Origin of the sequence: Pseudoruegeria aquimaris (genome assembly GCF_900172235.1) — a bacterium.
GTDB lineage: Bacteria > Pseudomonadota > Alphaproteobacteria > Rhodobacterales > Rhodobacteraceae > Pseudoruegeria > Pseudoruegeria aquimaris.
The window spans coordinates 1-23,574 of sequence record NZ_FWFQ01000027.1 but is presented as its reverse complement, the minus strand read 5'-3'; the positions used below and the strand labels follow the sequence as shown (position 1 = coordinate 23,574).

Below are 23,574 nucleotides of genomic sequence, written 5' to 3'. Positions count from 1 at the left end.
GCGGCGCATCAGCGGGCCTGTTGCGCTTCTAGATCCTCGATCATGCGGAAGCGTTCGCAGACGAGCATCATTTCCGGGTCAAAGCCGCCGTTGCGGCGGAAATAGGCCTCATGGCCGGCGCGCCAGCCGGCGAGATCGGGGTTTTCGCCCTCCGCCAGCGCAAAGGCTTCGTCCACGTCGCAGAAACGCTTCCGGGTGACTTCGACGGTCTCGATCACGAAGGCGGGGCTGCCGTCCCAGTTGAGCGCGATATCGCGGCGGCCGACTTCGGGCAGCGCCTCGCCGCCGGCCTCATGGTCGCGCAGGGCGCCGCAGGTGGCGGTCTTGCGCCCGGCGCGCACCAGCGCGATCAATTCGGCGCTCAAACGGGCGTTGTCGCCGAACTTGAAGGTGACGGCGCCGGGGTATTTCGCTTTCAGCGCGGCGATGTCCATCATCACATCCGGAACACGCCGAAGCGTGTCTCCTCGATCTGGGCGTTGAGCGCGGCGCGCAGGGAGAGCGCGAGCACGCGGCGGCTGTCGCGGGGGTCGATGATGCCGTCGTCCCAGAGCCGGGCGGAGGCGTAGAGCGGGTGGGACTGCTCGGTGAACATCTCGATGGTGGGGCGTTTGAAGGCGGCCTCTTCTTCCGCGCTCCAGCTGCCGCCGGCGCGTTCGATGGCGTCGCGTTTGACGGTGGCCAGCACGCCGGCGGCCTGCTCACCGCCCATCACCGAGATGCGGGAGTTGGGCCATGTCCACAGGAAACGGGGCGAATAGGCCCGGCCGCACATGCCGTAGTTGCCCGCACCGAAGGAGCCGCCGACCAGCATGGTGATCTTGGGCACCTTGGTGGTGGCCACGGCGGTGACGAGCTTGGCGCCATCCTTGGCGATGCCGCCGCTTTCGTATTTCTGGCCAACCATGAAGCCGGTGATGTTCTGCAGGAACACCAGAGGGATCTTGCGCTGGGAGCAAAGCTCGACGAAATGCGCGCCCTTTACCGCGCTTTCGGAAAAGAGCACGCCGTTGTTGGCGATGATGCCCACCGGAATGCCCATCACATGAGCAAAGCCGCAGACGAGCGTCGTGCCGTAGCGGGCCTTGAACTCGTCGAAGCGCGAACCGTCCACCAGACGGGCGATCACTTCACGGATGTCGTAGGGCGTTTTGAGATCGGCGGGCACGACGCCGAGCATCTCCGCCGGATCATAGGCGGGCTCTTCGGGTGTGCGCAGATCGAGCTGCGAAAGCTTCGGGCGGTTAAGGTTGGCCACGGCCTGACGGGCGAGCGCCAGCGCGTGGGCGTCATCCTCGGCCAGATAGTCGGCCACGCCGGAGAGCCGGGTGTGCACGTCGCCACCGCCCAGATCCTCGGCACTCACCACCTCGCCCGTCGCCGCCTTCACCAGCGGCGGGCCAGCAAGGAAGATCGTGCCCTGCTCCTTCACGATGATCGTCACGTCGCTCATCGCGGGCACGTAAGCGCCGCCGGCGGTGCAGGACCCCATGACAACCGCGATCTGCGGGATGCCCTTGGCGCTCATGTTGGCCTGATTGAAGAAGATCCGCCCGAAGTGATCACGGTCGGGGAACACCTCATCCTGGTTGGGCAGGTTCGCGCCGCCACTATCGACGAGGTAGATGCAGGGCAGGTTGTTCTGTTCGGCGATCTCCTGCGCGCGCAGGTGTTTCTTGACCGTCATCGGGTAGTAGGTGCCGCCCTTCACGGTGGCATCGTTGCAGACGATCATGCACTCCTGCCCCTCCACGAGCCCGATACCCGCCACCGCGCCGGCGGAGGGCGAAGCGCCCTCGTAGAGCCCGTGGGCGGCGAAGAGGCCGATTTCGAGGAAGGGCGAGCCGGGATCGAGCAGGCGCTCGACCCGTTCGCGCGGCAGGATCTTGCCGCGCGCAAGGTGGCGTTCGCGGGCGCGCTCCCCGCCCCCGGCCATGGCGATCTCGGCGGCGGCGCGGATCTCGGCCAGCGCGGCTTCGTGGGCGGCCTGGTTGGCCTTGAAGGTGTCGGAACCGGGGGAGATGGAGGAGGTGAGTTTCATGTTGGATCTCCGCTCAACAGTTTGCGCGCCATGAACCAGCGCTGGCGATAGGCGTAGCGGGCGGCGCGGGAGACATCGGCCTGGAAGCTCGCGTTCACGGTCGCCGCGACGACGCCGCCGACCAAGGGCACGACCTGCGCGGCCTTGCGCCCCGCAAGCGACACCCCAAGCGCGCGCGCTACCCGTTCGACCACCTTGTCCACGACCCAATCCCCACCCTTTTCAAGGATATAGCGGCCTTCGGGCGAGTTCAGGTGCCGCGCGAGCGCGTTGAGATTATCAAGGGTTTCGCGCCGCTTGTCGCCGGCCTGCGCCGTTGCGGCCTCAAGCACCATCAGGCGGAACAGGCGGTCTTCCTCGCTGTTGCCGTCGAACCCGTAGCACACGCCGGTCGCGCGCACGTTGCGCGCCGCCAGCGAGAGGGTAGCCGGAATGTCCGCCGTCATCCCCGCCATGCCGAAGAAACCGGCGGCGCCGCCGGAGGCCGCGTTGACCCCCTGCGACCACGCCTGCACCTTCAGCGCGGCCTCGTCGCAGGCCGCGATGTCGTCGGTGTCGTGGCCGTAGAGCGAAGCCGGCACCGTCAGGCCCGCCGCGCGGTCGGCCAGATCGAGCCCCGCGCGCACCGTGGAGGCCGGGACGGCCTTGCCGATCAGCCCGCCGAGCGGCGCGGTGAGCTTCTCGGCCCCGCGCCCCAGCCGCGTGGCACGGGCCTCCTCGTAGGCGCGCTGCTCGTCGAAGGCGCGCCTTATCGCCTCCGGCAGGGCGCCGTCCGGCGTGCGGGGCAGCTTCTCCGTCATCCCATCGATGCCATCAGTTCGCGCCCTACAAGCATCCGGCGGATCTCGCTGGTGCCGGCGCCAATTTCCATCAGCTTGGCGTCGCGGAAGATGCGCGAGACGGGCGTTTCGTTCATGAAGCCCGCGCCGCCCATGGCCTGCACCGCCTGGTGGGCGACCGTCATCGCTTCCTCGGAGGCATAGAGCACGCAGGCCGCGGCATCCTGCCGGGTGACTTCGCCGCGGTCACAGGCCTTGGCCACCTCGTAGACATAGGCACGGGCGGAGTTCATCTTGGTATACATGTCGGCGATCTTGCCCTGCATCAGCTGGAAGTTCCCGATGGGCTGGCCGAACTGCTTGCGCTCGGCCATGTAGGGCATGATCTCGTCGAGGCAGGCGGCCATGATCCCGGTGCCGATGCCGGAAAGCACAACGCGCTCGTAATCGAGCCCGCTCATCAGCACGCGCACGCCCTTGCCTTCTTCGCCGAGCACGTTCTCAAACGGCACTTCCACGTCCTCGAAGATCAATTCGGCGGTGTTGGAGCCGCGCATGCCCAGCTTGTCGAAGTGGGGCGAGGTGGAGAAGCCCTTCATGGTTTTCTCGATCAGGAAGGCGGTGATGCCCTTGCTGCCGGCCTCGGGATCGGTTTTGGCGTAGACGACGAGCGTATCGGCGTCGGGGCCGTTGGTGATCCAGTATTTGGTGCCGTTGAGCACGTAGCGGTCGTTGCGCTTCTCCGCGCGCAGCTTCATCGACACCACGTCCGAGCCCGCGCCCGCCTCGCTCATCGCCAGCGCGCCCACATGCTCGCCCGAGATCAGGCCGGGCAGGTATTTCGCCTTCTGCTCGGGCGTGCCGTTGAGCTTGATCTGGTTCACGCAGAGGTTGGAATGCGCACCGTAGGAGAGCGACACCGAGGCCGAGGCCCGCGCGATTTCCTCCACCGCGATCACATGGGCGAGGTAGCCCATGCCGGCGCCGCCGTATTCCTCGGGCACGGTGATGCCCAGCAGGCCCAGATCACCCATCTCGCGCCAGAGCTCCGACGGGAACTCGTTCTTCCTGTCGACCTCGGCGGCCAGCGGTTTCACCCGCTCCTGCGCCCAGCGGTGCACCATCTCGCGCAGGGCGTTCACTTCCTCGCCGAGATCGAATTTCATCGTTGCGTTGAACATCGGGAGCCTCTCCCCAGTTGCATCTTCGTTTCGGCCACACGGCCGCTTGCTTGCCCTTAGCGCGGGCTCATCCGCAGGGCGCCATCCAGCCGGATGACGGAACCGTTGAGCATCTCGTTCTCGCAGATCTGCTGCGCCAGCTGCGCGTATTCCTGCGGGTCGGCGAGCCGGGGCGGGAACGGCACCTGCGCGCCAAGAGACTCCTGCACCTCCTGCGGCAGGCCAAGCAGCATGGGCGTGAGGAAGAGCCCCGGCGCAATGGCCATGACCCGCACCCCCGCGCTCGTCAGATCGCGCGCCATGGGCAGGACAAGGCCGATGATTCCGCCCTTGGACGCCGCGTAGGCCGCCTGCCCCACCTGCCCCTCGTATCCGGCGATGGAAGCCGTCATGATGATGACGCCGCGCCCGCCGTCCTTGGTGAGCGGCTCCGCCGCCGCCATGCCGGCGGCCGATTGAGACGCCGCGTAGAAGCTGCCGTTGAGGTTCACGTCGATGACCTTGGCAAAGAGCGCCGGATCGTGCGGCGCGCCCTTGGCGACGGTCTTCTGCGCCGGGGCGATGCCGGCACAGCACAGAAGGATGCGCTCCTGCCCGTGGGCCGCGCGCGCCTTTTCAAACCCGGCGGCGAGGCTTTCGGGATCGCTCACGTCCACCTTGCAGAACAGGCCGCCGATCTCGGAGGCCACGGCCGCTCCGGCCTCTTCGTTCAGATCGAAAATGGCGACCTGCGCGCCCAGTCCGGCCAGCCTGCGGGCGGTGGCTTCGCCCAGACCGGAGCCGCCACCGGTGATCACGACGGGCGTGTCACGTCCGATTTCCATGGTTCCTATCCTCCCAGACTCGTGTTCATGCTCCACATGATTCACGAATGTTGCGAGAGTGTTTCAAGCCATGCGGGAAGGTGCAAGCCCGCCCGCGCGGCAGGCACGGGAGAGCCGCGCGCCTAGATGGCCAGCCGCGCGCCGTGGCCAAGCGGGCCCGTTGCCTGCGCCAGCGTGCCGGAAAACCCCTCAGGCAAAAGGATTTCCGCCTCACGGTAAGGCAGCGTGAAGCGGCCGGATCGCCGATGCGCGAGCGTTGTCTCCGCCCCGCGTTGCGCAAGCTGGAAGCGCAAGAGCGCATGGTTGCCTGCCAGCGCATCGACGGCCACGCCATCATCCTCGTAGAGCAGGCTTTCGCGCGTGCCCTCGGCCCCGGACGGGAAAACGGCCAGCGCGCGCGCCGTGAGCGTATCGGCCACGCCCCGGCAGGGCGCGGTCGCGACCGGCAGGACGGTGCCACCACGGACGAACAGCGGAATGCTGGCCAGATCCACCGCGAGATCCAGCCATTGCCCGCCCGCGTGCCATTGGCCCGTGGCATGGTCCCACCAGCCTTCGGCGCAGTCCGGCAGATACACGGCCCGGCGCTCCGCGCCCGGCTCCACCACGTTGGCCACCAGAAGATCGGGGCCGACCATCATGTCGAAGCTTTCCTCCCAGCAGGTGGCATCGGCGGGGAAGTCATAGAAACGCGGCCGCAGGATGGGCGCGCCCTCCGTCACCGCGCGGTAGAGCTGCGTGTAGAGATAGGGCATCAGGCGATAGCGCAGGTGAATGGCCGCCTTCACCTCGCCCGCCAACTCCGGGTGCATCCACGGCACGTTGGAGGTGGCATCATCGTTCCAGGAATGGATGGTGAAGCGCGGCGAGAAGATGCCGTTCTGCACCCAACGCAGGAACAGCTCCGGCCCCGGCGGCGGACCGGCGAAGCCGCCCACGTCGTGGCCGATGTTGAAAAAGCCCGAAAGCCCCAGCCCGAGCGCCATCGGGATGTTGTATTGCAGGGTCTCCCAGCCCGTGCGGTTGTCGCCTGTCCACGTCTGGGCGTAGCGCTGGGTGCCCGGCGCGGCGCAACGGGAGATCAGGTAGGGCCGCTCTTGGGGGCGGTGGCGCTTCTGTTCCTCGCTGGAGGCGCGCGTCATCAGCATCCCGTGCAAGGGGCGGATCAGGGCGATGTCCATCGGCTCCCCGAAGCCCGCGCATTGCGCCGCATCCTCCCAGACCTCGTATTCGTTGTTGTCGTTCCAGGTGTTGCCGATACCCCTTTCAAGAAGCGCTTCGCGCAAACCTTTCCGCCACCAGCGCAGGGTGGCCGGGTTCGTCATGTCCAGATGCGAGCCGCGCCCGTCCCAGAAGGCAGAGGTTTCGGGCGCGCCCGTCTCGCCGTCCTTCACGAAGAGGCCTGCTTGTTCGGCTTCCGCATATCTCGGGTGATCGTCCAACAGCACCGGCTTGATGTTGGCGATCAGTTCCACGCCCTCGGCGGCGAATTTCGCGGCCATGCCTTCCGGATCGGGGAAGCGATCCGTGTTCCAGTTGAACACGTAGCGGCGCGGGCCGATGGTGGTGTAGCCCGAGGACATCTGGAAACTGTCCAGCGGAATGCCCTCGCTGCGGCAGCGCGCGAGAAACGCCTCGATCTGCGCCTGCCCGTCGGGCGCATCCGCCAGCGCCATGGAGGAGCCAGAGTAACCCAGCCCCCAGAGCGGCATGAACGCGGTGCCGCCGATCAGCCGGTGGAAGCGCGCAACGACCTCGGGCACGCCCGCCCCCGCCATGACGTAATACTGCAAATCGCCGTCCTGCGCGCGGTAGGCGCGGTAGGCAGGGTGGTAGTTGTCCAGCTCGTTGCCCAGATCGAACCAGCAGGTGGACAGATTGTCGTAGAACAGCCCGTAGGCCCGGCCGCCTTCGCGGGCGGTGAGCGTGAAGGGGATGTGCTTGTAAAGCGGATCGGTGCTGCGGGCGTCATAGCCGAGCGCATCGAGGTTGCGCATCTCGAAGCGGCGGCCCGTGCGCTCCAGCGGGCCGGTTTTCTCCCCCAGCCCGAAAATGCGCTCGCCTGCGTGACGGCGCAGGAAGTGGCTGTTGCGGTGATCGCGGGTGCCCAGCATGTAGGCAGCCTCGGGGCGGTCGGCCATCAGGGGCTGCCAGGGCGCATCCACGTTGGGCCGCCAGTGCCACTCCAGCGCCAGAGGGGCGTGGATCTTCACGCGAAGCCTGTCGGTCTCCGCCGTGGCCGTATCTGCGTCGAACCGCAGCGCGGGGCAGCCGAAACCCGCGCGGCTGTCGCGGCTGCGCCCCTCCCAGGGCACATCTTCCTGCGGCGCGATCGACCACGTGCGCGGGTTGCGCCAAGCACCCCCGTTCAACAGGCTCACGCGGATCAGATCCGCCTCCAGCGCCTCCAACCGCAGCAGGTGGCGCCCATCGATACGCAGGGTGAGCCCCTCGGGCCCGGCCTGCGCAACCTCCCAGAGTCGCAAAGCTTTCATTGCGCCACTGTAGCCAAGCGCGCGGGCTTGCCTAGCCGCGAAGTTGCCCCAAGGTCGCTTCTCTCTCGACATTCGGCAAATCAGCGGCTTAGGTGGCCCCGCACGTGGGAAGCGGGAGGAAAGATCATGCAGGAATGTTGGCGCTGGTTCGGGCCGAAAGATCCCGTTTCGCTGGCGGATGTGCGGCAGGCGGGGGCCACGGGCGTCGTCACCGCGCTGCACGATCAGCCCAACGGCGCGATCTGGCCGGAAGAGGAGATCGCCGCGCGCAAGGCGATGATCGAGGCCGCCGGCCTGAGCTGGGCCGTGGTGGAAAGCATCCCCGTGCACGAAGACATCAAGACAGGCGCCCCCGGCTGGGAAGCGCTTGCGGAAAACTGGGCCGAAACCGCGCGCCGGCTGGCGCGGCAGGGCGTGCGCACGATCTGCTACAACTTCATGCCGGTGCTGGACTGGACCCGCACCGATCTCACCTACGAGATGCCCGACGGCGCCCGCGCCCTGCGCTTCGACTTCGCCGCCTATGCCGCCTTCGATCTGCTGATCCTGCAACGCGCGGGGGCGGAAGCCGACTATTCCGAGGCCGACAAGGCGCTCGCGCAGGCGTGGTTTGACGCCTCATCCCAAGAAGATCGCGCCAAGCTTCAGGCCACCATCATCGCTGGCTTGCCGGGCAGCGAGGAAAGCTATTCGCTCGAAAGCTTCCGCGCCCAACTGGCCCGCTACGACGGCATCGACGCCGCAGGGCTCAAGGCCCGCCTCAAGGCCTTCCTGGAGATCGTGGTGCCCGTGGCCAAGGCCGAGGGCTTCACCCTCGCCATCCACCCCGACGATCCGCCCCGCCCGCTCTTCGGCCTGCCGCGCATCGTGTCCTCCTTCACCGATCTGCAGGACATTGCCGCCATGGTGGACGCGCCGGAGAACGGCTTCACCTTCTGCACCGGCTCCCTCGGCGTGCGCCCCGATAATGACCTGCCGGCCATGATCGAGGCGCTGGCGCCGCGCATCCATTTCGCCCACCTGCGCGCCACCAAGCGCGAAACTGACCCGCGCTCCTTCCACGAGGATGCGCATCTGGCCGGCGATCTCGACATGATGGCGGTGCTCAGCGCCCTGCTGGCCGCCGAGAAGGCGGACGGCGTGCAGATCCCGATGCGCCCCGACCACGGCCACCAGATCCTCACCGATCTGGGGCGCGAGAGCACGCCGGGCTACCCCGCCATCGGCCGCCTGCGCGGATTGGCTGAGCTGCGCGGCGCGATCCGTGGGCTTGAATGGTCGGCGGCGCGGGCTTGACAATCTGCCGGCATCAGCGCGCATTCTGACGATATGACGAACACCGCCGCCACATGGTTCCGCGACGCGCTGGACCGCCGCATCATCGCCGAGTTGCAGCGCAACGCCCGCGAAAGCACCACCACCATCGCCGCCCGCCTCGGGGTGCCGCGCTCCACCGTGCACGAGCGCATCACGCGCATGGAGCGGGAGGGCATCATCGCGGGCTATTCCGTCGTTCTGGCCCGCGCCCCCGAGAAGGAGGGCATCCAGGCGCTGGTGCTTCTGGAAGTGAAGCAGCCTGAAACCCGCAAGATCATCCAGCGCCTGTCGCAATACAGCGAGGCGCGGGTCTGCCTGTCGATCAACGGCGAGTTCGATCTCTTCCTGCAACTCGAAGCTCCCCGCATCGACGATCTGGACGCCATCGTGGACGAGATCGGCGAAATTCCGGGGGTGCTGCGCACCAAGACCTCCATCGTCTTCGGCAGCCGCTTCGACCGCCGCTACGACGAGACGGCCCAGAGGATCACCGAACAGTTTCTCGGCTGATCCGCCGCCTTGACGGATACGCCGCCACTTTGCCGGCGGATCCGAAAACCTTCGGCAATTTGCCCACTCCCGCCCGCGCCGCCGCCGCTTCAGCCTGAAGGGGAGGCAACATCGGGAGGACACAGGATGTGGACAGTCTGCATCATCGGGGCCGGCAAGATCGGGCAGACGATCGCCGCCTTTCTATCGGCATCGCGCAACTATCGGGTCATCATCGCCGACAGCGATCTCGCCGCGCTCAAGCGGCTGGAGACCCCCGGCGTGCAGGTCCGGCAGGTTGACGGATCGGATGCGGCGGGCGTGGCGGCCGTGCTTGCCGATTGCGACGCCGCGATCAGCGCCGCGCCCTTCTTCCTCACGCCGAGCATAGCGGAGGGCGCGCGGCGCGCCGGCGCCCATTACTTCGATCTCACCGAGGACGTGGCCGCCACCGAGGCCGTGCGCAGCCTCGCCGAGGAGGCCGACACGGCCTTCATGCCCCAATGCGGGCTCGCGCCGGGCTTCGTCGGCATCGCGGGGGCCGATCTGGCCAGGCGGTTCGACAGGCTCGATACGCTCTCGCTGCGTGTCGGGGCGCTGCCGCAGTTCCCCACCAACGCGCTGAAATACAATCTGACGTGGTCCACCGACGGGCTGATCAACGAGTATTGCAACCCCTGCGACGCGGTGCAGGACGGCACGCTTCAGAAGCTTGCGCCGCTGGAGGGGCTTGAAACCTTCAGCCTCGACGGGGTGGACTACGAGTGTTTCAACACCTCCGGCGGGCTGGGCACTCTGGCCGAGGCGCTTGCCGGCAAGGCCCGGCAGGTGACCTACCGCACCATCCGCTACCCCGGCCACCGGGACGTGGTGAAGCTGCTGCTGCAGGATCTGCAACTCGCCTCCCGCCGCGACCTGATGAAGGAGATCTTCGAGGCCGCCCTGCCCCGCACGGAACAGGACGTGGTGATCGTCCATTGCACCGCGACGGGCTGGATCGACGGCGCCTACCGCGAGCACAGTTTCCTGAACAAGACCTACGCACGGCAGGTGGGCGGCGCCCATTGGAGCGCGATCCAGATCACCACCGCGGCGGGTGTCTGCGGCGTGGTGGAGCTGATGCGGCGCGGCGCGCTGCCGCGGCGCGGGTTCATCTCGCAGCAGGACGTTCCGCTTTCGGAGTTCCTCTCCACCGAATTCGGCCAGCTCTACCTGGCCGGCAACATCACCGAACTCAAGGGGGCCGCATGAACAGGATGGCTGACAGGATGCAAAGCGAAACCGTGGCCGAGGCCTGGGCGGCCTGCCGGACCGCGCTGGATCTCACCGACGAGGCCGTGAGCGGAGGCAGCCTTGCCGTGCGCTCCCCCGTGGACGGCAGCGAACTGGCGCGGGTTCGGCAGACGCACGCCGGTGCCATGGGCGGCGTGATCGAAAGCGCGCAGCGTGCCTTTCTTGATTGGCGCAGCGTGCCGGCGCCAAGGCGCGGCGAGTTGGTGCGCCTGCTCGGCGAAGAGCTGCGCGCCGCCAAGGAGCCGCTGGGCACGCTGGTCTCGCTGGAGGCCGGCAAGATCCGCACCGAGGGCCTTGGCGAGGTGCAGGAGATGATCGACATCTGCGATTTCGCCGTCGGGCTGTCGCGGCAGCTCTACGGGCTGACCATCGCGTCCGAACGCCCCGGGCACCGGATGATGGAGAGCTGGCATCCGATCGGCCCCGTGGGCGTCATCACCGCCTTCAACTTCCCGGTGGCGGTCTGGAGCTGGAACGCCGCCATTGCGCTGGTCTGCGGCGATCCGGTGATCTGGAAGCCCAGCGAGAAGACCCCGCTCACGGCCCTTGCCTGCGAAGCGATCCTGAAACGTGCGCTCGCGCGCTTCGGGGATGCGCCGGAGGGCCTGCACCACGTTGTGATCGGCGGGGCGGAGCTTGGCGAGGCGCTGGTGCAGAGCCCTCAGGTGCCGGTGATCTCGGCGACGGGTTCCACCCGCATGGGCCGGGCCGTCGCGCCGCAGGTCGCCGCGCGTTTCGGCCGCTCCATCCTCGAACTCGGCGGCAACAACGCGATGATCGTGGCGCCCTCCGCCGATCTGGACATGGCCGTGCGCGCCATCGTCTTTTCCGCCGTCGGCACCGCCGGGCAGCGCTGCACCTCGCTGCGGCGGCTGATCGTGCACGAAACGCTCAAGGAAGAGCTCACCCGCAAGCTCGTGGCCGCCTACGCCAGCCTGCCGATCGGCTCCCCGTTGGACCCCGCGACGCTCGTCGGCCCGCTGATCGACGAAGCCGCGGCGCAGGCCATGAGCGATGCGCTGGCCGCGGCGCGCGCAGAGGGCGGAGTCGTCCACGGCGGCGAGCGCGTGCGCGAGGGCGTGCCGGCGGGGGGCGCCTACGTGGCCCCGGCCATCGTGGAAATGCCGGCCCAGAGCGCCATCGTGCGCGCCGAAACCTTCGCGCCGATTCTCTACGTCATGGAGTATGAGGCTTTCGACGAGGCCATCGCGATGCAGAACGGCGTGCCGCAGGGGCTTTCCTCCTGCATCTTCACCCGCGACATGCGCGAGGCCGAGGCCTTCGTCTCGGCAGCCGGCTCTGACTGCGGCATCGCCAACGTCAACATCGGCCCCTCCGGCGCCGAGATCGGCGGTGCCTTCGGCGGCGAGAAGGAAACCGGCGGCGGGCGCGAAAGCGGCTCCGACGCCTGGAAAGCCTACATGCGCCGGCAGACCAACACCGTGAACTACTCCGCGGAGCTACCCCTCGCCCAGGGGGTCTCTTTCGAGATCTGACTCATCTTGCCGGAACGGTTCAGGGGCGCGGTTGATCCGCGCCCCCTTTTCATGCCTTCCGCGCTTGGCCCGGCGGCGTCAGAGCCCTTCGAACAGGAGCGCGACGGCCTCGGCGCCGGGATCGTTGTGGCCGGCGAGGCTGGCTTCGGAGATGTAGCTGGCCCGACCCGCCTTGGCCTTGGTGATCTGGGCCGTATGATCGGCGCCTTTGCGGGCGGCCGCGGCGGCGGCGGCGATGCCGTCCGGCAAAGCCTCAAGAGCAGGTGCCAACGCGTCGATCATCGTGCGGTCGCCCACCTGCGCGCCGCCCACCTGCTGCACCCGAAGCAGCCCGGCCTTCAGGGCGTCCACCGGGCCTGCGCCATTGGCCGAAGCATCCCCGGCGGCCGAGAAGAAGATTGCGAGCAGCACGCCGGAGGAACCGCCCATCGTCTGGCTCAGCTCCAGCCCGATGGCGCGGTAGAGTTGGGTGAGATCCGCCAGCGGCAGGCGATCGGTGCTGGCGATCAGCGCCCGCGCCGCGGTGGACAGTGTGGAGCCGGTATCCCCATCCCCCGATTTCGCGTCCAGCGCGTTCAGCGCATCCTCCGCCTCGATCATCAGCGTGCAGCACTTGGCCAGCAGGGCAGCATTGCCGACATGTTGGGACGGCAGAGGCTGGATCGGCGAGAGCCCGTCCGGGAGGGGCCGAACTTCGACCTCGCCGAAGCCCTGCATCCCCGGCCACCCCCCCGGGCCGACCGCGCTGCGAAGGGCCTCTTCCTGAACGGTGGAGACCGACAACAGCGACACGGAGAAGCCGCGCATGTCGAGCGATGTCATCAGGGGCGCCGGGCCGATCATCCAGCGGATCTGGCTGCCGATGGACGAGCGGGCCAGTTCTTCGGCCAGAACGCTCATCTCAAGCGGCGTGGTGCCGCCGAGGTTGTTCAGCAGGGCGACGAAGGGGCCGTCCCCTGCCCGCGGCGCGAGACGATCCACCACCAAAGACATCGCATGGCGCGCGCCTTCGAACTGCACCTGCTCGATCCCGGCTTCGCCGTGGATCCCGAGCCCGAGTTCAGCCATGCCCGCGCCGATCCGCTCTTCCTTCGGAGAGCCGGGGATGGTGCAGGTATCCAGCGACATGCCAATCGACACCACGTTCTCGATCACGGCTTGCGCCGCGTCGGCCACGGTATCGAGATCGGCGCCGGTCTCGGCGAGGTGGCCAGCGACCTTGTGCACGAAGAGCGTGCCTGCCACGCCGCGCGGCTGCGGCAGATCCGGCAGGGCCACGTCGTCGTCCACGATCACCATGCGCACCTTGATCCCGAAGGCGCGGGCGCGCTCTGCGGCGAGGCCGAAATTCAGCCTGTCCCCGGTGTAGTTCTTCACGATCAGCAGGCAGCCCGCCTTGCCGGAAACAGCGAGGATCCCCGCCAGAACCGCATCCACCGACGGCGAGGCAAACACATCACCGCACACGGCCGCCGTCAGCAGCCCGCGCCCGACGAACCCGGCGTGGGAGGGCTCATGCCCGGAGCCGCCGCCCGACACGATGGCGACCTTCGACTTGTCCCAATCGGTGCGCACGACAACCTTGATATGCGGGAAGCCGTCGAGCCGAGCCAGCCGCCCGCCGGCGGTGCGCAGCACACCGTCAATGGCTTCAGTGACAAGATCTTCTTTCGCGTTGATGAACTGTTTCATGCTCAGGCTCCCGTCGTCATGCATGTGCCGGCGGCATCGAAATAAAGGGCGGATTGCGGGCGGATCGAGATCTCGTCGCCCTGTGCGTGGTGGCTGTGCACCTCCGTCGTCGTCACGACCTCATGGCCGCCGAACCGCAGGTGCAGGCGGGTCTGATCCCCGAGGTGCTCCACCCGCAGCACCGTGGCCGGTTGGCCCTCGCCCTGCACGATGTGCTCCGGGCGCAGGCCGATGGTTTCGGCCCCGCTGGGTGCACCCGGGAACAGATCCGCCGGCAGGAGGTTGATCCGGGGCTGGCCAAGCCGCGTGGCCACATAGGTGCTGACCGGGTTCTCATACACGTCACGGGGGGCCCCGAACTGCACGAGCCGCCCCTCCTCCAGCACGCCGATGTGGGTGGCCATCGTCATCGCTTCGATCTGGTCGTGGGTAACGTAAAGCATCGTTGCGCCGAGGTTGGCCTGGATGTGCTTCAGCTCCACCCGCAATTCGGCGCGCAGCTTGGCGTCGAGCGAGGAGAGCGGCTCGTCCATCAGGTAGATCTGCGGCTGGCGCACCAGCGCCCGCCCGATCGAAACCCGCTGCATCTCGCCGCCCGAAAGCTCGGTGGCCTTGTTGTCGAGCTTGTGCGGGATCCGAAGGGTCTCGGCGACGGCCCGCACCTTGCGTTCGACTTCGTCCGCCGGCGTGTTCAGAAGCGGCGATTTCAGCGGGAAGGCAAGGTTCTCGCGCACGGTGAGATGCGGGTAGAGAGAATACTGCTGGAACACCATCGCCACGTCGCGCTGCGCGGGGGTGTAATCCAGCACGCTCTGCCCGGCGATGACGATGTTGCCCGTGTCAGGCCGGTCGAGCCCGGCGATCAGGCGCAACGTCGTCGTCTTGCCCGCGCCGGTGGGGCCGAGCAGCACAACGAAGGCGCCGTCCGGCACCACCATGGAGACATCGGCCAAGGCCAGCGTGTCGCCGAAGCGCTTGCTGACACTTTCAAGGACGACTTCAGACATCGGCTACGACCTCCTTGTTGAGTTCGGATCGCAGCGCCCGCCCGCTCGATCGTTCGAAGAGGGTGATCGTCTCGGCTCGGAATGTGAGCCCCACGCTCTCGCCTTCTCGCACCACCTCGCTGGACGGGATACGCGCCTTGAGATCGCCGTTGGGCGTTGCCACGGTGACGATCTGGGTGGTGCCGAGATACTCGGTGGCATCGATCCGCCCGCGGTAGGGGCTGGCGTCGTCGAAGCCCACGTGCTCCGGGCGCACGCCGAACACCAGATCCCCTTGCGCCGCGCCGATCTGGCGGGGCACGCCGAAGGTGGCCCCGTCAAGCTCGACCGTATCCTGCCCCGGCCGGACGCTGCCGGCGAACGTGAGGAAATTCATCGAGGGCGCGCCGATGAAATCGGCGACGAACATGGTGGCCGGCTTGTCATAGACGTCCTGCGGCGTGCCGAATTGCTCCACCACGCCGTGGTTCATCACCACGATCTTGTCGCCCATCTGCATCGCCTCCAGCTGATCGTGGGTGACGTAGACGGTGGTGGCGCCCATGCGATCGTGCAGGGCGCGCAGTTCTTCGGCCATATGCTCGCGGAATTCCGCATCCAGCGCGCCGAGCGGTTCGTCCATCATGAAAGCCTTGGGCTCGCGCACGATGGCCCGGCCCAGCGCCACGCGCTGGCGATCGCCGCCGGAGAGCCCGCCGACCGGGCGATCGAGAATGCCTTCGATGCCGAGGATCTTCGCAACCTCGGCGACCTTGGCGTTGGCCTCGGCCCGCCCCATCCCTTGGCTGATCAGCGGATAGCGCAGGTTCTGGCCCACTTTCATGTGCGGATAGAGGGCGAACATCTGGAAGACGAAGGCGATGTCGCGCTGGCTCGCCGGGCGCTGGCTGACCTCTTCGCCATCGAGATAGATCTCGCCCGAGGTGGGCAATTCCAGCCCCGCGATCATGCGCAGTGTCGTCGTCTTGCCGCAGCCCGATGGCCCCAGCAGCATGAAGAACTCGCCGTCCTCGATGGTGAAGGAGGACGACTGCACGGCGGTGAATTCGCCGAACATCTTCTGCAGGTTCTCAATGATGATCTCGGCCATCTCTTACTCCGGGAAATGGCTGACGATGATGAACATCACCGTGCCGACAAGCGTGACGATGAAGGAGTAGGTGTACATCCACATCGCGAAGGGCTGCATCAGCATGAAGACGCCCAGCGCGATGAGGATGGTTGCCACCATTTCCCAGGGGCCGCGGCGCATCCGCAGCAAGCCGTTGATGAAATTGCTCATTTGCGAACCGCTCCGAAGGTGATGCCGCGCAGCAGGTGCTTGCGCAGAAGGATGGTGAACACCATGACCGGCAGCAGGAATATCGTGGCCCCTGCGGCAACGGCCGGCCAGTCGAGCCCGCCCACGCCGATGATCGTCGGGATGAAGGGCGGCGCAGTCTGCGCGGTGCCCGAGGTCAGCAGCACGGCGAAGGCGTATTCGTTCCAGGCAAAGATCAGGCAGAAGATCGCGGTTGAGGCGATACCGGTGGCCGCCTGCGGCAGCACCACCTTGTAGAAGGCCTGAAAGCGGGTGTAGCCGTCGATCAGCGCCGCTTCCTCGTATTCCCGCGGGATCTCGTCGATGAAGCCCTTCAACAGCCAGACCGCGAGCGAGATGTTCACCGCCGTGTAGAGCAGGATCATGCCGAGGTGCGTGTCCGAAAGCCCGAGCGTGCGATACATCAGGAAGATCGGGATCGCGACGGCGATCGGCGGCATCATCCGGGTGGAGAGGATGAAAAACAACAGGTCATCCTTCAGCGGGATCTTGTAGCGGCTGAAGGCATAGGCCGCGAGCGTGCCGAGGAAGATGCTCAGGAAGGTGGAGCCGAAGCCGATGATCACCGAGTTCATGAAACGCTCGCCGAACTTGCTCGGCCCCACGATCACCATGTCGCGGTTGCGCACGATCTCCTCGGCGAAATTCGCCGGCGGCGGCAGCGCGGCGAGATCGTCCGGCGACACGCGTGTGCGCGTGGTGAAGAGGTTAACGTAACCTTCCAGCGAGGGCTGGAAGATCACCTTGGGCGGGTAGCTGATGGAATCGGGCGGCGTCTTGAAGCCCGTCATCAGGATCCAGACCAGCGGCATCAGGGTGATGAGCGCGTAGAGGATCACGAGGGTGCCGGCGAACCACTTCTGGCGCGGCGAAGGGTCGGTGATGGAATAGCTCATCTGTCTTTCACCTTGTTCAGTGCCTTCACGTAGATCGAGGCGAGCCCGAAGACGGTGACGAAAAGGATGATGGCGAAGGCCGAGGAATAGCCGGTGCGCCATTTCTCGAAAGCCTCGCGTTTGAGGTTGATCGAGGCCAGTTCGGTGGTGGAGCCCGGCCCGCCGCCGGTGAGCTGCACCACCAGATCGAACATCTTGAAGTTCTCGATGCCGCGGAACAGCACGGCGAGCATGAGGAAAGGCATCACCATCGGCACGGTAATCGTCCAGAACTGCCGCCATTTGCTGGCGCGGTCGATCTCGGCCGCTTCATAGATGTAGTCAGGGATCGAGCGCAGCCCGGCGAGGCAGATCAGCATCACGAAAGGTGTCCACATCCATGTGTCCACGATCACGATGGCCCAGGGCGCAAGCTGCACCGAGCCAAGCATCTCGAAGCTGGATGGGTCCGCCCCGGTGAAGAAGGCCACCACGTAGTTGAAGAGGCCGATCTGCGGCTGGTAGAGGAAGGTCCAGAAGTTGCCCACCACGGCCGGGGACAGCATCATCGGCAGCACGATGATCGTCGTCCAGAGATCATTGCCCTTGAACTTCTTGTTGATGAGCCAGGCCAGCGTGAAACCGATCAGCACCTGGAAGAAGATCGTCCAGAACAGGAAATGCGCGGTGGCCTGCATCGACAGCCATATGTCGGAGTCGGTGAGAATGCGCTCGTAGTTGCGCAGGCCGATGTATTCCACCTCCCGGTTCGGGCGGTTGGCCTTGAAGTTGGTGAAACTCAGGTTGATCGTCCAGATCAACGGGAAGATATTGACGGCCAGCAGAAGGAAGATCGTGGGGGCCACGAAGATCCAGGCGATGGCCCGGTCCGAAAGCCCGCGCACTTTGCGCGCCAGCGGCTGTGGCGTGGCTTCGGCCATGCGTGTGATGGGTGACTCTGACATCTCGCGTCCAGGAAATTGATCAGTTGATCGGCACGGTCGGAGCGCCCGCCCGCTGAAGAAAGCGGACGCTCCAGGGAACGGCGCCCCGGCCAAGGCCGGAGCACACTGGAGAGCCGTGAAAGGCGACCGGGCCTACAGCTTGCCTTCGTCTTCGAAGACTTCGGTCCAGTCCTCGATCAGAAGGTTCAGCGCCTCCTCCGCGGTGCCCTTGTCGGCGACCACGTAGTCATGCAGGCGCTTCTGCATCGCTAGCAGCAGTTCGGCATAGGCCGGCTCCTGCCAGAAATCCTGCACGTTCTGCATCGCTTCGAGGAAATCCCCCGCGAAGGGCTGGCTGTCCACGAAGCCCGGATCGTTCAGCACCGCGTTGTGCGCCGAGTAGCCGCCCAGCTCCCACCAGCGCGCCTGGATCTCGGGATCGGCGAACCACTTGATGTATTCCAGAGCCGCATCCTGCTTGTCGGAATAGCTGACGACCGAGATCCCCTGCCCGCCCAGCGTGGAACCGGGCTGGTTCTGCGGCGGGTTGACGAAGAAGTCGATCTTGTCGCCGCCCACATCCGGATCCTGGTAAAGGCCGGGGAAGAAGGCGAACCAGTTCATCGCCATCGCCACCTGCCCGGATTTAAAGGCATCGAGCGATTCCCCCATGTAGGAGTTGGTGTAACCCGGCGGGGTGCAGCACTCGTAGAGCTCCTTGTAGAACTCAAGGGCTTCGATGGCCTCCGGCGAGTTCACGGCACCTTCCATGTCGTAGGAGCCGGGCGTGTTCTCGTATTTGAAGCCCCAGGCATAGAGCGCGCCCGTGGCCCCCATGGTGATGCCTTCCGAACCGCGTTCGGTGAAGATCGAGACACCGTAGACGGTGTTGCCGTCAATCTCGCGGCCCTGGAAGAACTTGGCGATCTCCATCAGTTCCTTCTGGCTCTTGGGCTCGCCCAGCCCCTTGCCGGTGGCCTCCTTGTAGGCGGCACGGATCTCTTCGTTCTCGAACCAGTCCTTGCGGTAGAACCAGCCGTTCGCATCGCCCATCGCCGGCAGCGCGTAATAGTTGGGCGTGCCCTTTGGCCAGGTGGAATAGGCATAGACGGTGGCCGGGGCGAAATCGTCCATGCTGATGCCCTCGGCCTCGAAGAAATCGTTCAGCTTCACGTAGTGACCGTTCTCCGCGCCGCCGCCGATCCACTGGCTGTCGCCGATCAGCAGGTCGCAGAGCTTGCCGCCGGAGTTCAGCTCGTTGAGCATCCGGTCCGCGAAATTGGGCCAGGGAATGAACTCGAAGCTCATCGTGTGGCCGGTTTTCTCCTCGAAGTCCTTCGAAAGCTCGACGAGCGCGTTGGCCGGATCCCAGGCCGCCCAGCAGAGCGTCAGATCATCGGCCTGGGCTGCGGAGCCGAAGCCCGCGGCGGCGGTGAGTGCGAGCAGCGAAACCGCCGTCTTCGTTCTTTTGGTCATTCTATCTCCTCCCAGTATGGCGGCACGCCCGAGGCCGCCCAAATGGGGCGCCCGATTCCACCGTGCCTAATGTATGAGTTATCTGAGGTGCGTGCCTCATGTCGACTCTTTTTTGAGGTGCGTGCCTCATTCTGCTCGACACACCAGAAATCGGAGGTCATTATCCAGTTGTAAACTTGACTATTTTAGGCATGGCCTATTTGAAAGGCGCACCTCGAAGTCTTGCGGCTACGTCGCTGCTTCTGACCCAGGAACGAGTGGAAACCGTGGCACGACCCACAGTGAACGACATCGCGAAGGAGGCCGGCGTGAGCCTTGCCACCGTCGATCGCGTGCTCAACGGCCGCCCCGGCGTGCGCAAGAAGACGGTAGAGAAGGTCAACGAGGCGATCCGCAGGATCGGCTACGTGCGCGACATCACCGCCGCCAATCTCGCCCGGCGCCGCGAATATCATTTCGTCTTCGTGCTGCCCGAAAGCGACAGCCTTTTCCTGCAATCTGTGCGGGACATGGTGAACGAGGTGGCCGAACTTTCCCGCCTCGATCGCACGCGCATCACCATCCTTCCGGTGCCGGCCCACGATCCTCACCTCATCGCCGCGCGGCTGGGCGAACTGGCCACAGTGGCGGTGGACGGCGTGGCGATCCTGGCGCCGGAAACGCCGCCCGTCCGCGATGCCATCCGGCATCTGAAAGAGCAGGACCGTGCGGTGGTGACGCTGGTCTCCGACCAGCCGAACTCCGATCGCGACCATTTCGTGGGGGTGGACAACGTGATGGCCGGCCGCACCGCCGGAGCCCTGATGGGCCGCTTCCTCGGCCCCGGCCGGCATCGGGTGATGGTGCTCGTGAACTCGATGCAGGCGCGCGACAGCCTGGAGCGCCGCTTCGGCTTCGACCAGGTGATCGCGGAGTCCTGGCCCGACATCGAGGTGCTGCCCTCGCTCGAAGGGCGCGACGACATGGATTACATCTCCTCCCTCCTGCCCCGCGCGCTGGAGCAGCGGGGCGCGGTGGACGGGCTCTACGTTCTGGGCGCCGGCAACCGCGAAGTGAGCCGGGTGCTGAAATCGCTCGGGCTGTCGCAGCAGGTCACCGTCATCGCGCATGAGCTGACGGAAAGCACCCGGCGCGGGCTGGAAAGCGGCGTGGTGGATGCCGTCATCACCCAGAACGTGGGCCATATCGTGCGCAGCGCGATCCGCGTTCTGCGCGCCACCTGCGACGGCACGCCGATCATCGAGGCGCAGGAAAAGATCAGGCTGGAGATCGTCATCCGCGAGAACCTGCCGTAGAAAGGGCGCAGGACCGGACCGGAGACCAAGCCCCATGCACAGCCCCGCCTTCAGCCTTGCCGGAAAGACAGCCCTCGTGACCGGAGCGACGAGCGGGCTCGGCCACGAGATCGCGAAACTCTTCGCCCGCCAGGGCGCGCATGTCTTCGTCAACGGGCGCAGCGCGGAAAGCTGCGCGCGGGCCGTCGCCGCGATCGAGGGCCGGGCCACCCCCCTGCCCTTCGACGCCACCTCGCCCGAGGCCATCGAGGCGGCCATGGCGGGATTTGCGCCCGGCGGGCTGGACATCCTCGTCAACAACGTGGGCCTGCGCGACCGCCGCGCCTTGGCCGCGTTCACCGCCGCCGACGTGGCGCGCCTGATCAACGCCGATCTTGTGGCGCCCTTCCTGCTGGCCCAGAAGGCCGCCGGGCTGATGGTGGAGGGCCGCACGCGCGGGCGCATCATCAACATCTCGTCGATCGCCGGCCTCATCGCCCAGAGCAGCGACGCCGTCTACACCTCGGCCAAGGCCGGCGTGAACGGCATGACGAAGGCGCTGGCTGCCGAGCTGGGCCCGCATGGCATCACCGTGAACGCCATCGCGCCGGGGTTCTTCCGCACCGCGCCCAATGCCGCCGCGGCGCAGGATCCGAAGATCCAGGCCCGGCTGGAGGCCGCCACCGCCCTCAAGCGTTGGGGCGAGCCGCCGGAACTTGCGCCGGCGGCGCTGTTCCTTGCCTCCGATGAAGCCTCCTACGTCACCGGGCAGATCCTGGCCGTGGATGGCGGCTACACGAGCCACTACTAGGAAAGGCTCACACAGGCAGCCCGGCCAGGCGGCTTCCGCGCCCAACCGGGCGGAAGGCTTTGCTGCGGGCTCCGCCGTCGAAGGCGCTGCCCCTAGGCCTTCACCTTAACGCTCAGAAGCTCCAGCGTGTAGCCCAGCACATGGGCCACCGACACCGCGCCGTAGCCGCGACGGGTGATGGCGGGCACGGTCGCGGGGTGGTAGATCATCACCGGATCGTTGAACCGCGCCGCCCAGCTGTTCTTGAAGATGAACCAGCCCCCGGCGGCGCTGCCCGGATCCGGCTGGTAGCCGGTCACGCAGACGACATGCCCCGAGACCACCGCGTCCGGATCCACCAGTTCGGGCTCGTTCACCGGCCCCATCACGCGGCCGGTGTTCATCGTCCGGCTGTTCGTCCAGTTGTCGAGCGCGCGGTTGCCCCGGTAGCCGAAGATCGGCAGGCCGAGGGCCACGGGCCGCCCCTGCGACAGCTCTTCGTAGATCGCGTGGGCCACGTCGAAATCCGGGCGGCGGCCCTCGAAATCATCGTAGAGCACCGGCTCGAAGCGGTGGGCGGCGGCATCGTCCCAGGCGGACTGCGACGGGCGGCGCATGAGCGTGTGCGGATTGGGCACGTAGGGCGCGTATTTCTCCCGGCAGAGGCCGAGATCGGCCAGCACACGGCGGGCCTGGTCCAGCTTCGTCGCGCCGAGCTCGTAGTAGGGCATGCCGGGATCTGGCGTGTAGCCCGGCTCCTTGCGCATGCACCAGTAGAGGAACTCCGGCGAAAACGCCTCCAGCCGCCCGCAGGCCCTGGCGTGGGCGTGTTCCGCAAGGGCCGCCGCGGCGAAGGCGGTGCAGGTGCCCCGCCGCCACTGATCGCGCGCGGGCCAGTCCAGACCCTCCACGAGATCGATCGCCGGGCGATCCTCCAGCGGACGGGTGGCATTGAAGGCCTCCAGCACCTGTTGCGCATAGCCTTCCGCACAGATCTTGGCGCGGACGGCCGCCGAAGGCGGGCAGCCCCCGGTGCCGAAATCATTGTCCAGAATGTCGCGACCCATGGTTCAGGTGTCCTTCGCCAGTTCGTTGGCCAGATCCCGCGCGATCTGTTTCGTCAGGTTGGGCGGGCCGTCCAGCTCGCCGGTGTCCTTCAGCGGCAGGGTGGAGGCCACGTCCGCCCACTCGGCCTTGGCCTCCTCGATCAGCGCCTGCAGGGGCTCAAGCTGAGTCAGGTAACGCTCGTAGACCTCCTTCGCGAGGCGCTCGCCCTCGTCGGAATCGCTGGCGAAATGCACCCCGGCCACCTCGCGGTTGTGGGCGATGCGATCGGCCATGGAGCGGATGTAGGGGAACATCACGTTGTCCTTCTCGCCGGGCAGCGCCGCCGAGACGAGGTGCATCACGAGGAAGGACTGCGTGGCGTGGCCGCTCGGGTAGGAGGGATGGCGCGGCGTCGGGATGGCGGGCATGATCGCCGGGAACACCTGGCTCGGGCGCGCGCGCTTCCACTTGTGCTTGAAATGCATCGCCACCACCGTGCCGATCATCATCGCGCAGGTGATCAGCTCGGCGGTCCGGGGGCGGTTGTTGGCCCCGGCCATCAGGAGGTTGGACCAGTAGAGCTCCGATCCGTCGACCTGCGCGAGGATCTCGCCCACGCGCTGGCCGCGCAGGTAGTTGCGCTCGTGGATCAGCTTCTGGATCTCGGCCTCGATGGCGGCGGCGGAATTGTCGGGCGCGGTGCCCTGGATGCCGGTCTGGGGATCGTCCCAATCGGTCTTGCAGAACTTGTTGACGATCAACTGCGCCTTCAGGTCCGCCGCCCAGGCTTCGTCGGGGAACTCCACGTCGGTGACCATGGCGAAGGGCCTGTCATCGACGTTGCTCAGGGAATCCACGATCGGCACATGCAGCGGCGCGCCGCCGATGGAGAAGGGGCTGGCCGAAATGCCGCCGTTGATGCCCCCGTTGATCCCTCCGTTTATGCCGCCGTTGATACCCCCGTTGATACCCCCGTTTATGCCGCCATTCATGAACCCCGTCATGATGCACTCCTGATACTTTTCCAAAACTGGAGGTATCAGTGGCAGAGCGAGCGTGAAGGCCCCGTTATTCACGACGGGGATGCAGGCGGCTGGCCGCGCGGCTAGGTCGTGAACTCATAAACGGGATTCCGTTTTTGGCGGTGTGATGATTCACTTTCGGAAACGGAGGTGAGCATGACGGGCAGACACGATGTGAGCGATGCGGAATGGGCGGTGATCTCGCCGCTGT

General features: G+C 66.6%; 21 protein-coding genes. 6 read left to right on the top strand and 15 right to left on the bottom strand.

The features are described from left to right. Window positions 1-8: 8 nt before the first annotated feature. The 6 genes from PSA7680_RS15640 to PSA7680_RS15615 form a co-directional block, all read right to left on the bottom strand. Entirely contained in the window at window positions 9-437 is a 429-nt protein-coding gene (locus PSA7680_RS15640; RefSeq protein ID WP_217808354.1) for an ASCH domain-containing protein, read from the bottom strand. After that, window positions 437-2,041: a carboxyl transferase domain-containing protein gene (locus tag PSA7680_RS15635; protein WP_085869622.1), complete on the bottom strand. Its 1,605-nt coding sequence runs from the start codon at window positions 2,039-2,041 to the stop codon at window positions 437-439. The genes PSA7680_RS15640 and PSA7680_RS15635 overlap by 1 nt, the downstream gene beginning before the upstream one ends. Continuing rightward, window positions 2,038-2,841 carry an EcsC family protein gene (locus tag PSA7680_RS15630; RefSeq protein WP_085869621.1) on the bottom strand — a complete coding sequence of 268 codons (804 nt, stop codon included), beginning with the start codon at window positions 2,839-2,841 and terminating at the stop codon, window positions 2,038-2,040. Before PSA7680_RS15630 ends, PSA7680_RS15635 begins: the two co-directional genes overlap by 4 nt. Beyond that, window positions 2,838-4,001 (bottom strand): isovaleryl-CoA dehydrogenase, encoded by a 1,164-nt coding sequence (locus PSA7680_RS15625; RefSeq protein ID WP_085869620.1) that lies wholly within the window; start codon window positions 3,999-4,001, stop codon window positions 2,838-2,840. Before PSA7680_RS15625 ends, PSA7680_RS15630 begins: the two co-directional genes overlap by 4 nt. A 56-nt stretch (window positions 4,002-4,057) precedes the next feature. After that, window positions 4,058-4,825, bottom strand: a complete 768-nt coding sequence (locus PSA7680_RS15620) for an SDR family NAD(P)-dependent oxidoreductase (RefSeq protein WP_085869619.1) — start codon at window positions 4,823-4,825, stop codon at window positions 4,058-4,060. A 122-nt stretch (window positions 4,826-4,947) separates the two neighbouring features. Beyond that, a complete protein-coding gene (locus PSA7680_RS15615) occupies window positions 4,948-7,320 on the bottom strand; it encodes a glycoside hydrolase family 31 protein (protein WP_085869618.1) in 2,373 nt (790 codons plus the stop codon). A 126-nt stretch (window positions 7,321-7,446) separates the two neighbouring features. Between PSA7680_RS15615 and uxuA the strand changes: the two genes are divergently transcribed. From uxuA to amaB, 4 genes are all read left to right on the top strand, one after another. Beyond that, window positions 7,447-8,616 (top strand): mannonate dehydratase, encoded by a 1,170-nt coding sequence (gene uxuA, locus PSA7680_RS15610; RefSeq protein WP_085869617.1) that lies wholly within the window; start codon window positions 7,447-7,449, stop codon window positions 8,614-8,616. 33 nt (window positions 8,617-8,649) lie between these two features. Further along, a complete protein-coding gene (locus PSA7680_RS15605) occupies window positions 8,650-9,147 on the top strand; it encodes an Lrp/AsnC family transcriptional regulator (protein WP_085869616.1) in 498 nt (165 codons plus the stop codon). Window positions 9,148-9,273: 126 nt separating this feature from the next. Beyond that, window positions 9,274-10,377 (top strand): saccharopine dehydrogenase family protein, encoded by a 1,104-nt coding sequence (locus PSA7680_RS15600; protein WP_085869615.1) that lies wholly within the window; start codon window positions 9,274-9,276, stop codon window positions 10,375-10,377. Window positions 10,378-10,382: 5 nt separating this feature from the next. Then, the gene (gene amaB / locus PSA7680_RS15595) at window positions 10,383-11,915 is read left to right on the top strand and encodes an L-piperidine-6-carboxylate dehydrogenase (protein WP_085869643.1); all 1,533 of its coding nucleotides are present in this window, start codon (window positions 10,383-10,385) and stop codon (window positions 11,913-11,915) included. Window positions 11,916-11,993: 78 nt separating this feature from the next. Here amaB and PSA7680_RS15590 read toward each other — a convergent pair whose 3' ends face one another. From PSA7680_RS15590 to PSA7680_RS15560, 7 genes are all read right to left on the bottom strand, one after another. After that, window positions 11,994-13,607: a dihydroxyacetone kinase subunit DhaK gene (locus PSA7680_RS15590; RefSeq protein WP_085869614.1), complete on the bottom strand. Its 1,614-nt coding sequence runs from the start codon at window positions 13,605-13,607 to the stop codon at window positions 11,994-11,996. Window positions 13,608-13,609: 2 nt separating this feature from the next. Beyond that, window positions 13,610-14,614, bottom strand: coding sequence for an ABC transporter ATP-binding protein (locus tag PSA7680_RS15585; protein ID WP_085869613.1), 1,005 nt, complete (start codon window positions 14,612-14,614; stop codon window positions 13,610-13,612). Continuing rightward, window positions 14,607-15,704 carry an ABC transporter ATP-binding protein gene (locus PSA7680_RS15580; RefSeq protein ID WP_085869612.1) on the bottom strand — a complete coding sequence of 366 codons (1,098 nt, stop codon included), beginning with the start codon at window positions 15,702-15,704 and terminating at the stop codon, window positions 14,607-14,609. The genes PSA7680_RS15585 and PSA7680_RS15580 overlap by 8 nt, the downstream gene beginning before the upstream one ends. Window positions 15,705-15,707: 3 nt before the next feature. Further along, a complete protein-coding gene (locus PSA7680_RS15575; protein WP_085869611.1) occupies window positions 15,708-15,896 on the bottom strand; it encodes a hypothetical protein in 189 nt (62 codons plus the stop codon). Further along, window positions 15,893-16,831 carry a carbohydrate ABC transporter permease gene (locus PSA7680_RS15570; RefSeq protein ID WP_085869610.1) on the bottom strand — a complete coding sequence of 313 codons (939 nt, stop codon included), beginning with the start codon at window positions 16,829-16,831 and terminating at the stop codon, window positions 15,893-15,895. Before PSA7680_RS15570 ends, PSA7680_RS15575 begins: the two co-directional genes overlap by 4 nt. Then, the gene (locus PSA7680_RS15565; protein WP_085869609.1) at window positions 16,828-17,775 is read right to left on the bottom strand and encodes a carbohydrate ABC transporter permease; all 948 of its coding nucleotides are present in this window, start codon (window positions 17,773-17,775) and stop codon (window positions 16,828-16,830) included. The genes PSA7680_RS15570 and PSA7680_RS15565 overlap by 4 nt, the downstream gene beginning before the upstream one ends. Window positions 17,776-17,907: 132 nt before the next feature. After that, window positions 17,908-19,230 (bottom strand): ABC transporter substrate-binding protein, encoded by a 1,323-nt coding sequence (locus PSA7680_RS15560; protein WP_085869608.1) that lies wholly within the window; start codon window positions 19,228-19,230, stop codon window positions 17,908-17,910. 266 nt (window positions 19,231-19,496) lie between these two features. Between PSA7680_RS15560 and PSA7680_RS15555 the strand changes: the two genes are divergently transcribed. Continuing rightward, on the top strand, window positions 19,497-20,525 hold the full coding sequence (locus PSA7680_RS15555) for a LacI family DNA-binding transcriptional regulator (RefSeq protein WP_245824685.1): 1,029 nt from the start codon (window positions 19,497-19,499) through the stop codon (window positions 20,523-20,525). 34 nt (window positions 20,526-20,559) lie between these two features. Further along, on the top strand, window positions 20,560-21,315 hold the full coding sequence (locus PSA7680_RS15550; RefSeq protein ID WP_085869606.1) for an SDR family oxidoreductase: 756 nt from the start codon (window positions 20,560-20,562) through the stop codon (window positions 21,313-21,315). Window positions 21,316-21,407: 92 nt separating this feature from the next. Here the strand turns inward: PSA7680_RS15550 and PSA7680_RS15545 are convergent, their stop codons facing one another. After that, complete coding sequence (locus PSA7680_RS15545; RefSeq protein WP_085869605.1) at window positions 21,408-22,361, bottom strand: C1 family peptidase; 954 nt, start codon at window positions 22,359-22,361, stop codon at window positions 21,408-21,410. A 3-nt stretch (window positions 22,362-22,364) separates the two neighbouring features. Further along, window positions 22,365-23,345 carry a phosphatase PAP2 family protein gene (locus PSA7680_RS15540; protein WP_085869604.1) on the bottom strand — a complete coding sequence of 327 codons (981 nt, stop codon included), beginning with the start codon at window positions 23,343-23,345 and terminating at the stop codon, window positions 22,365-22,367. Between the last annotated feature and the right edge of the window lie 229 nt (window positions 23,346-23,574).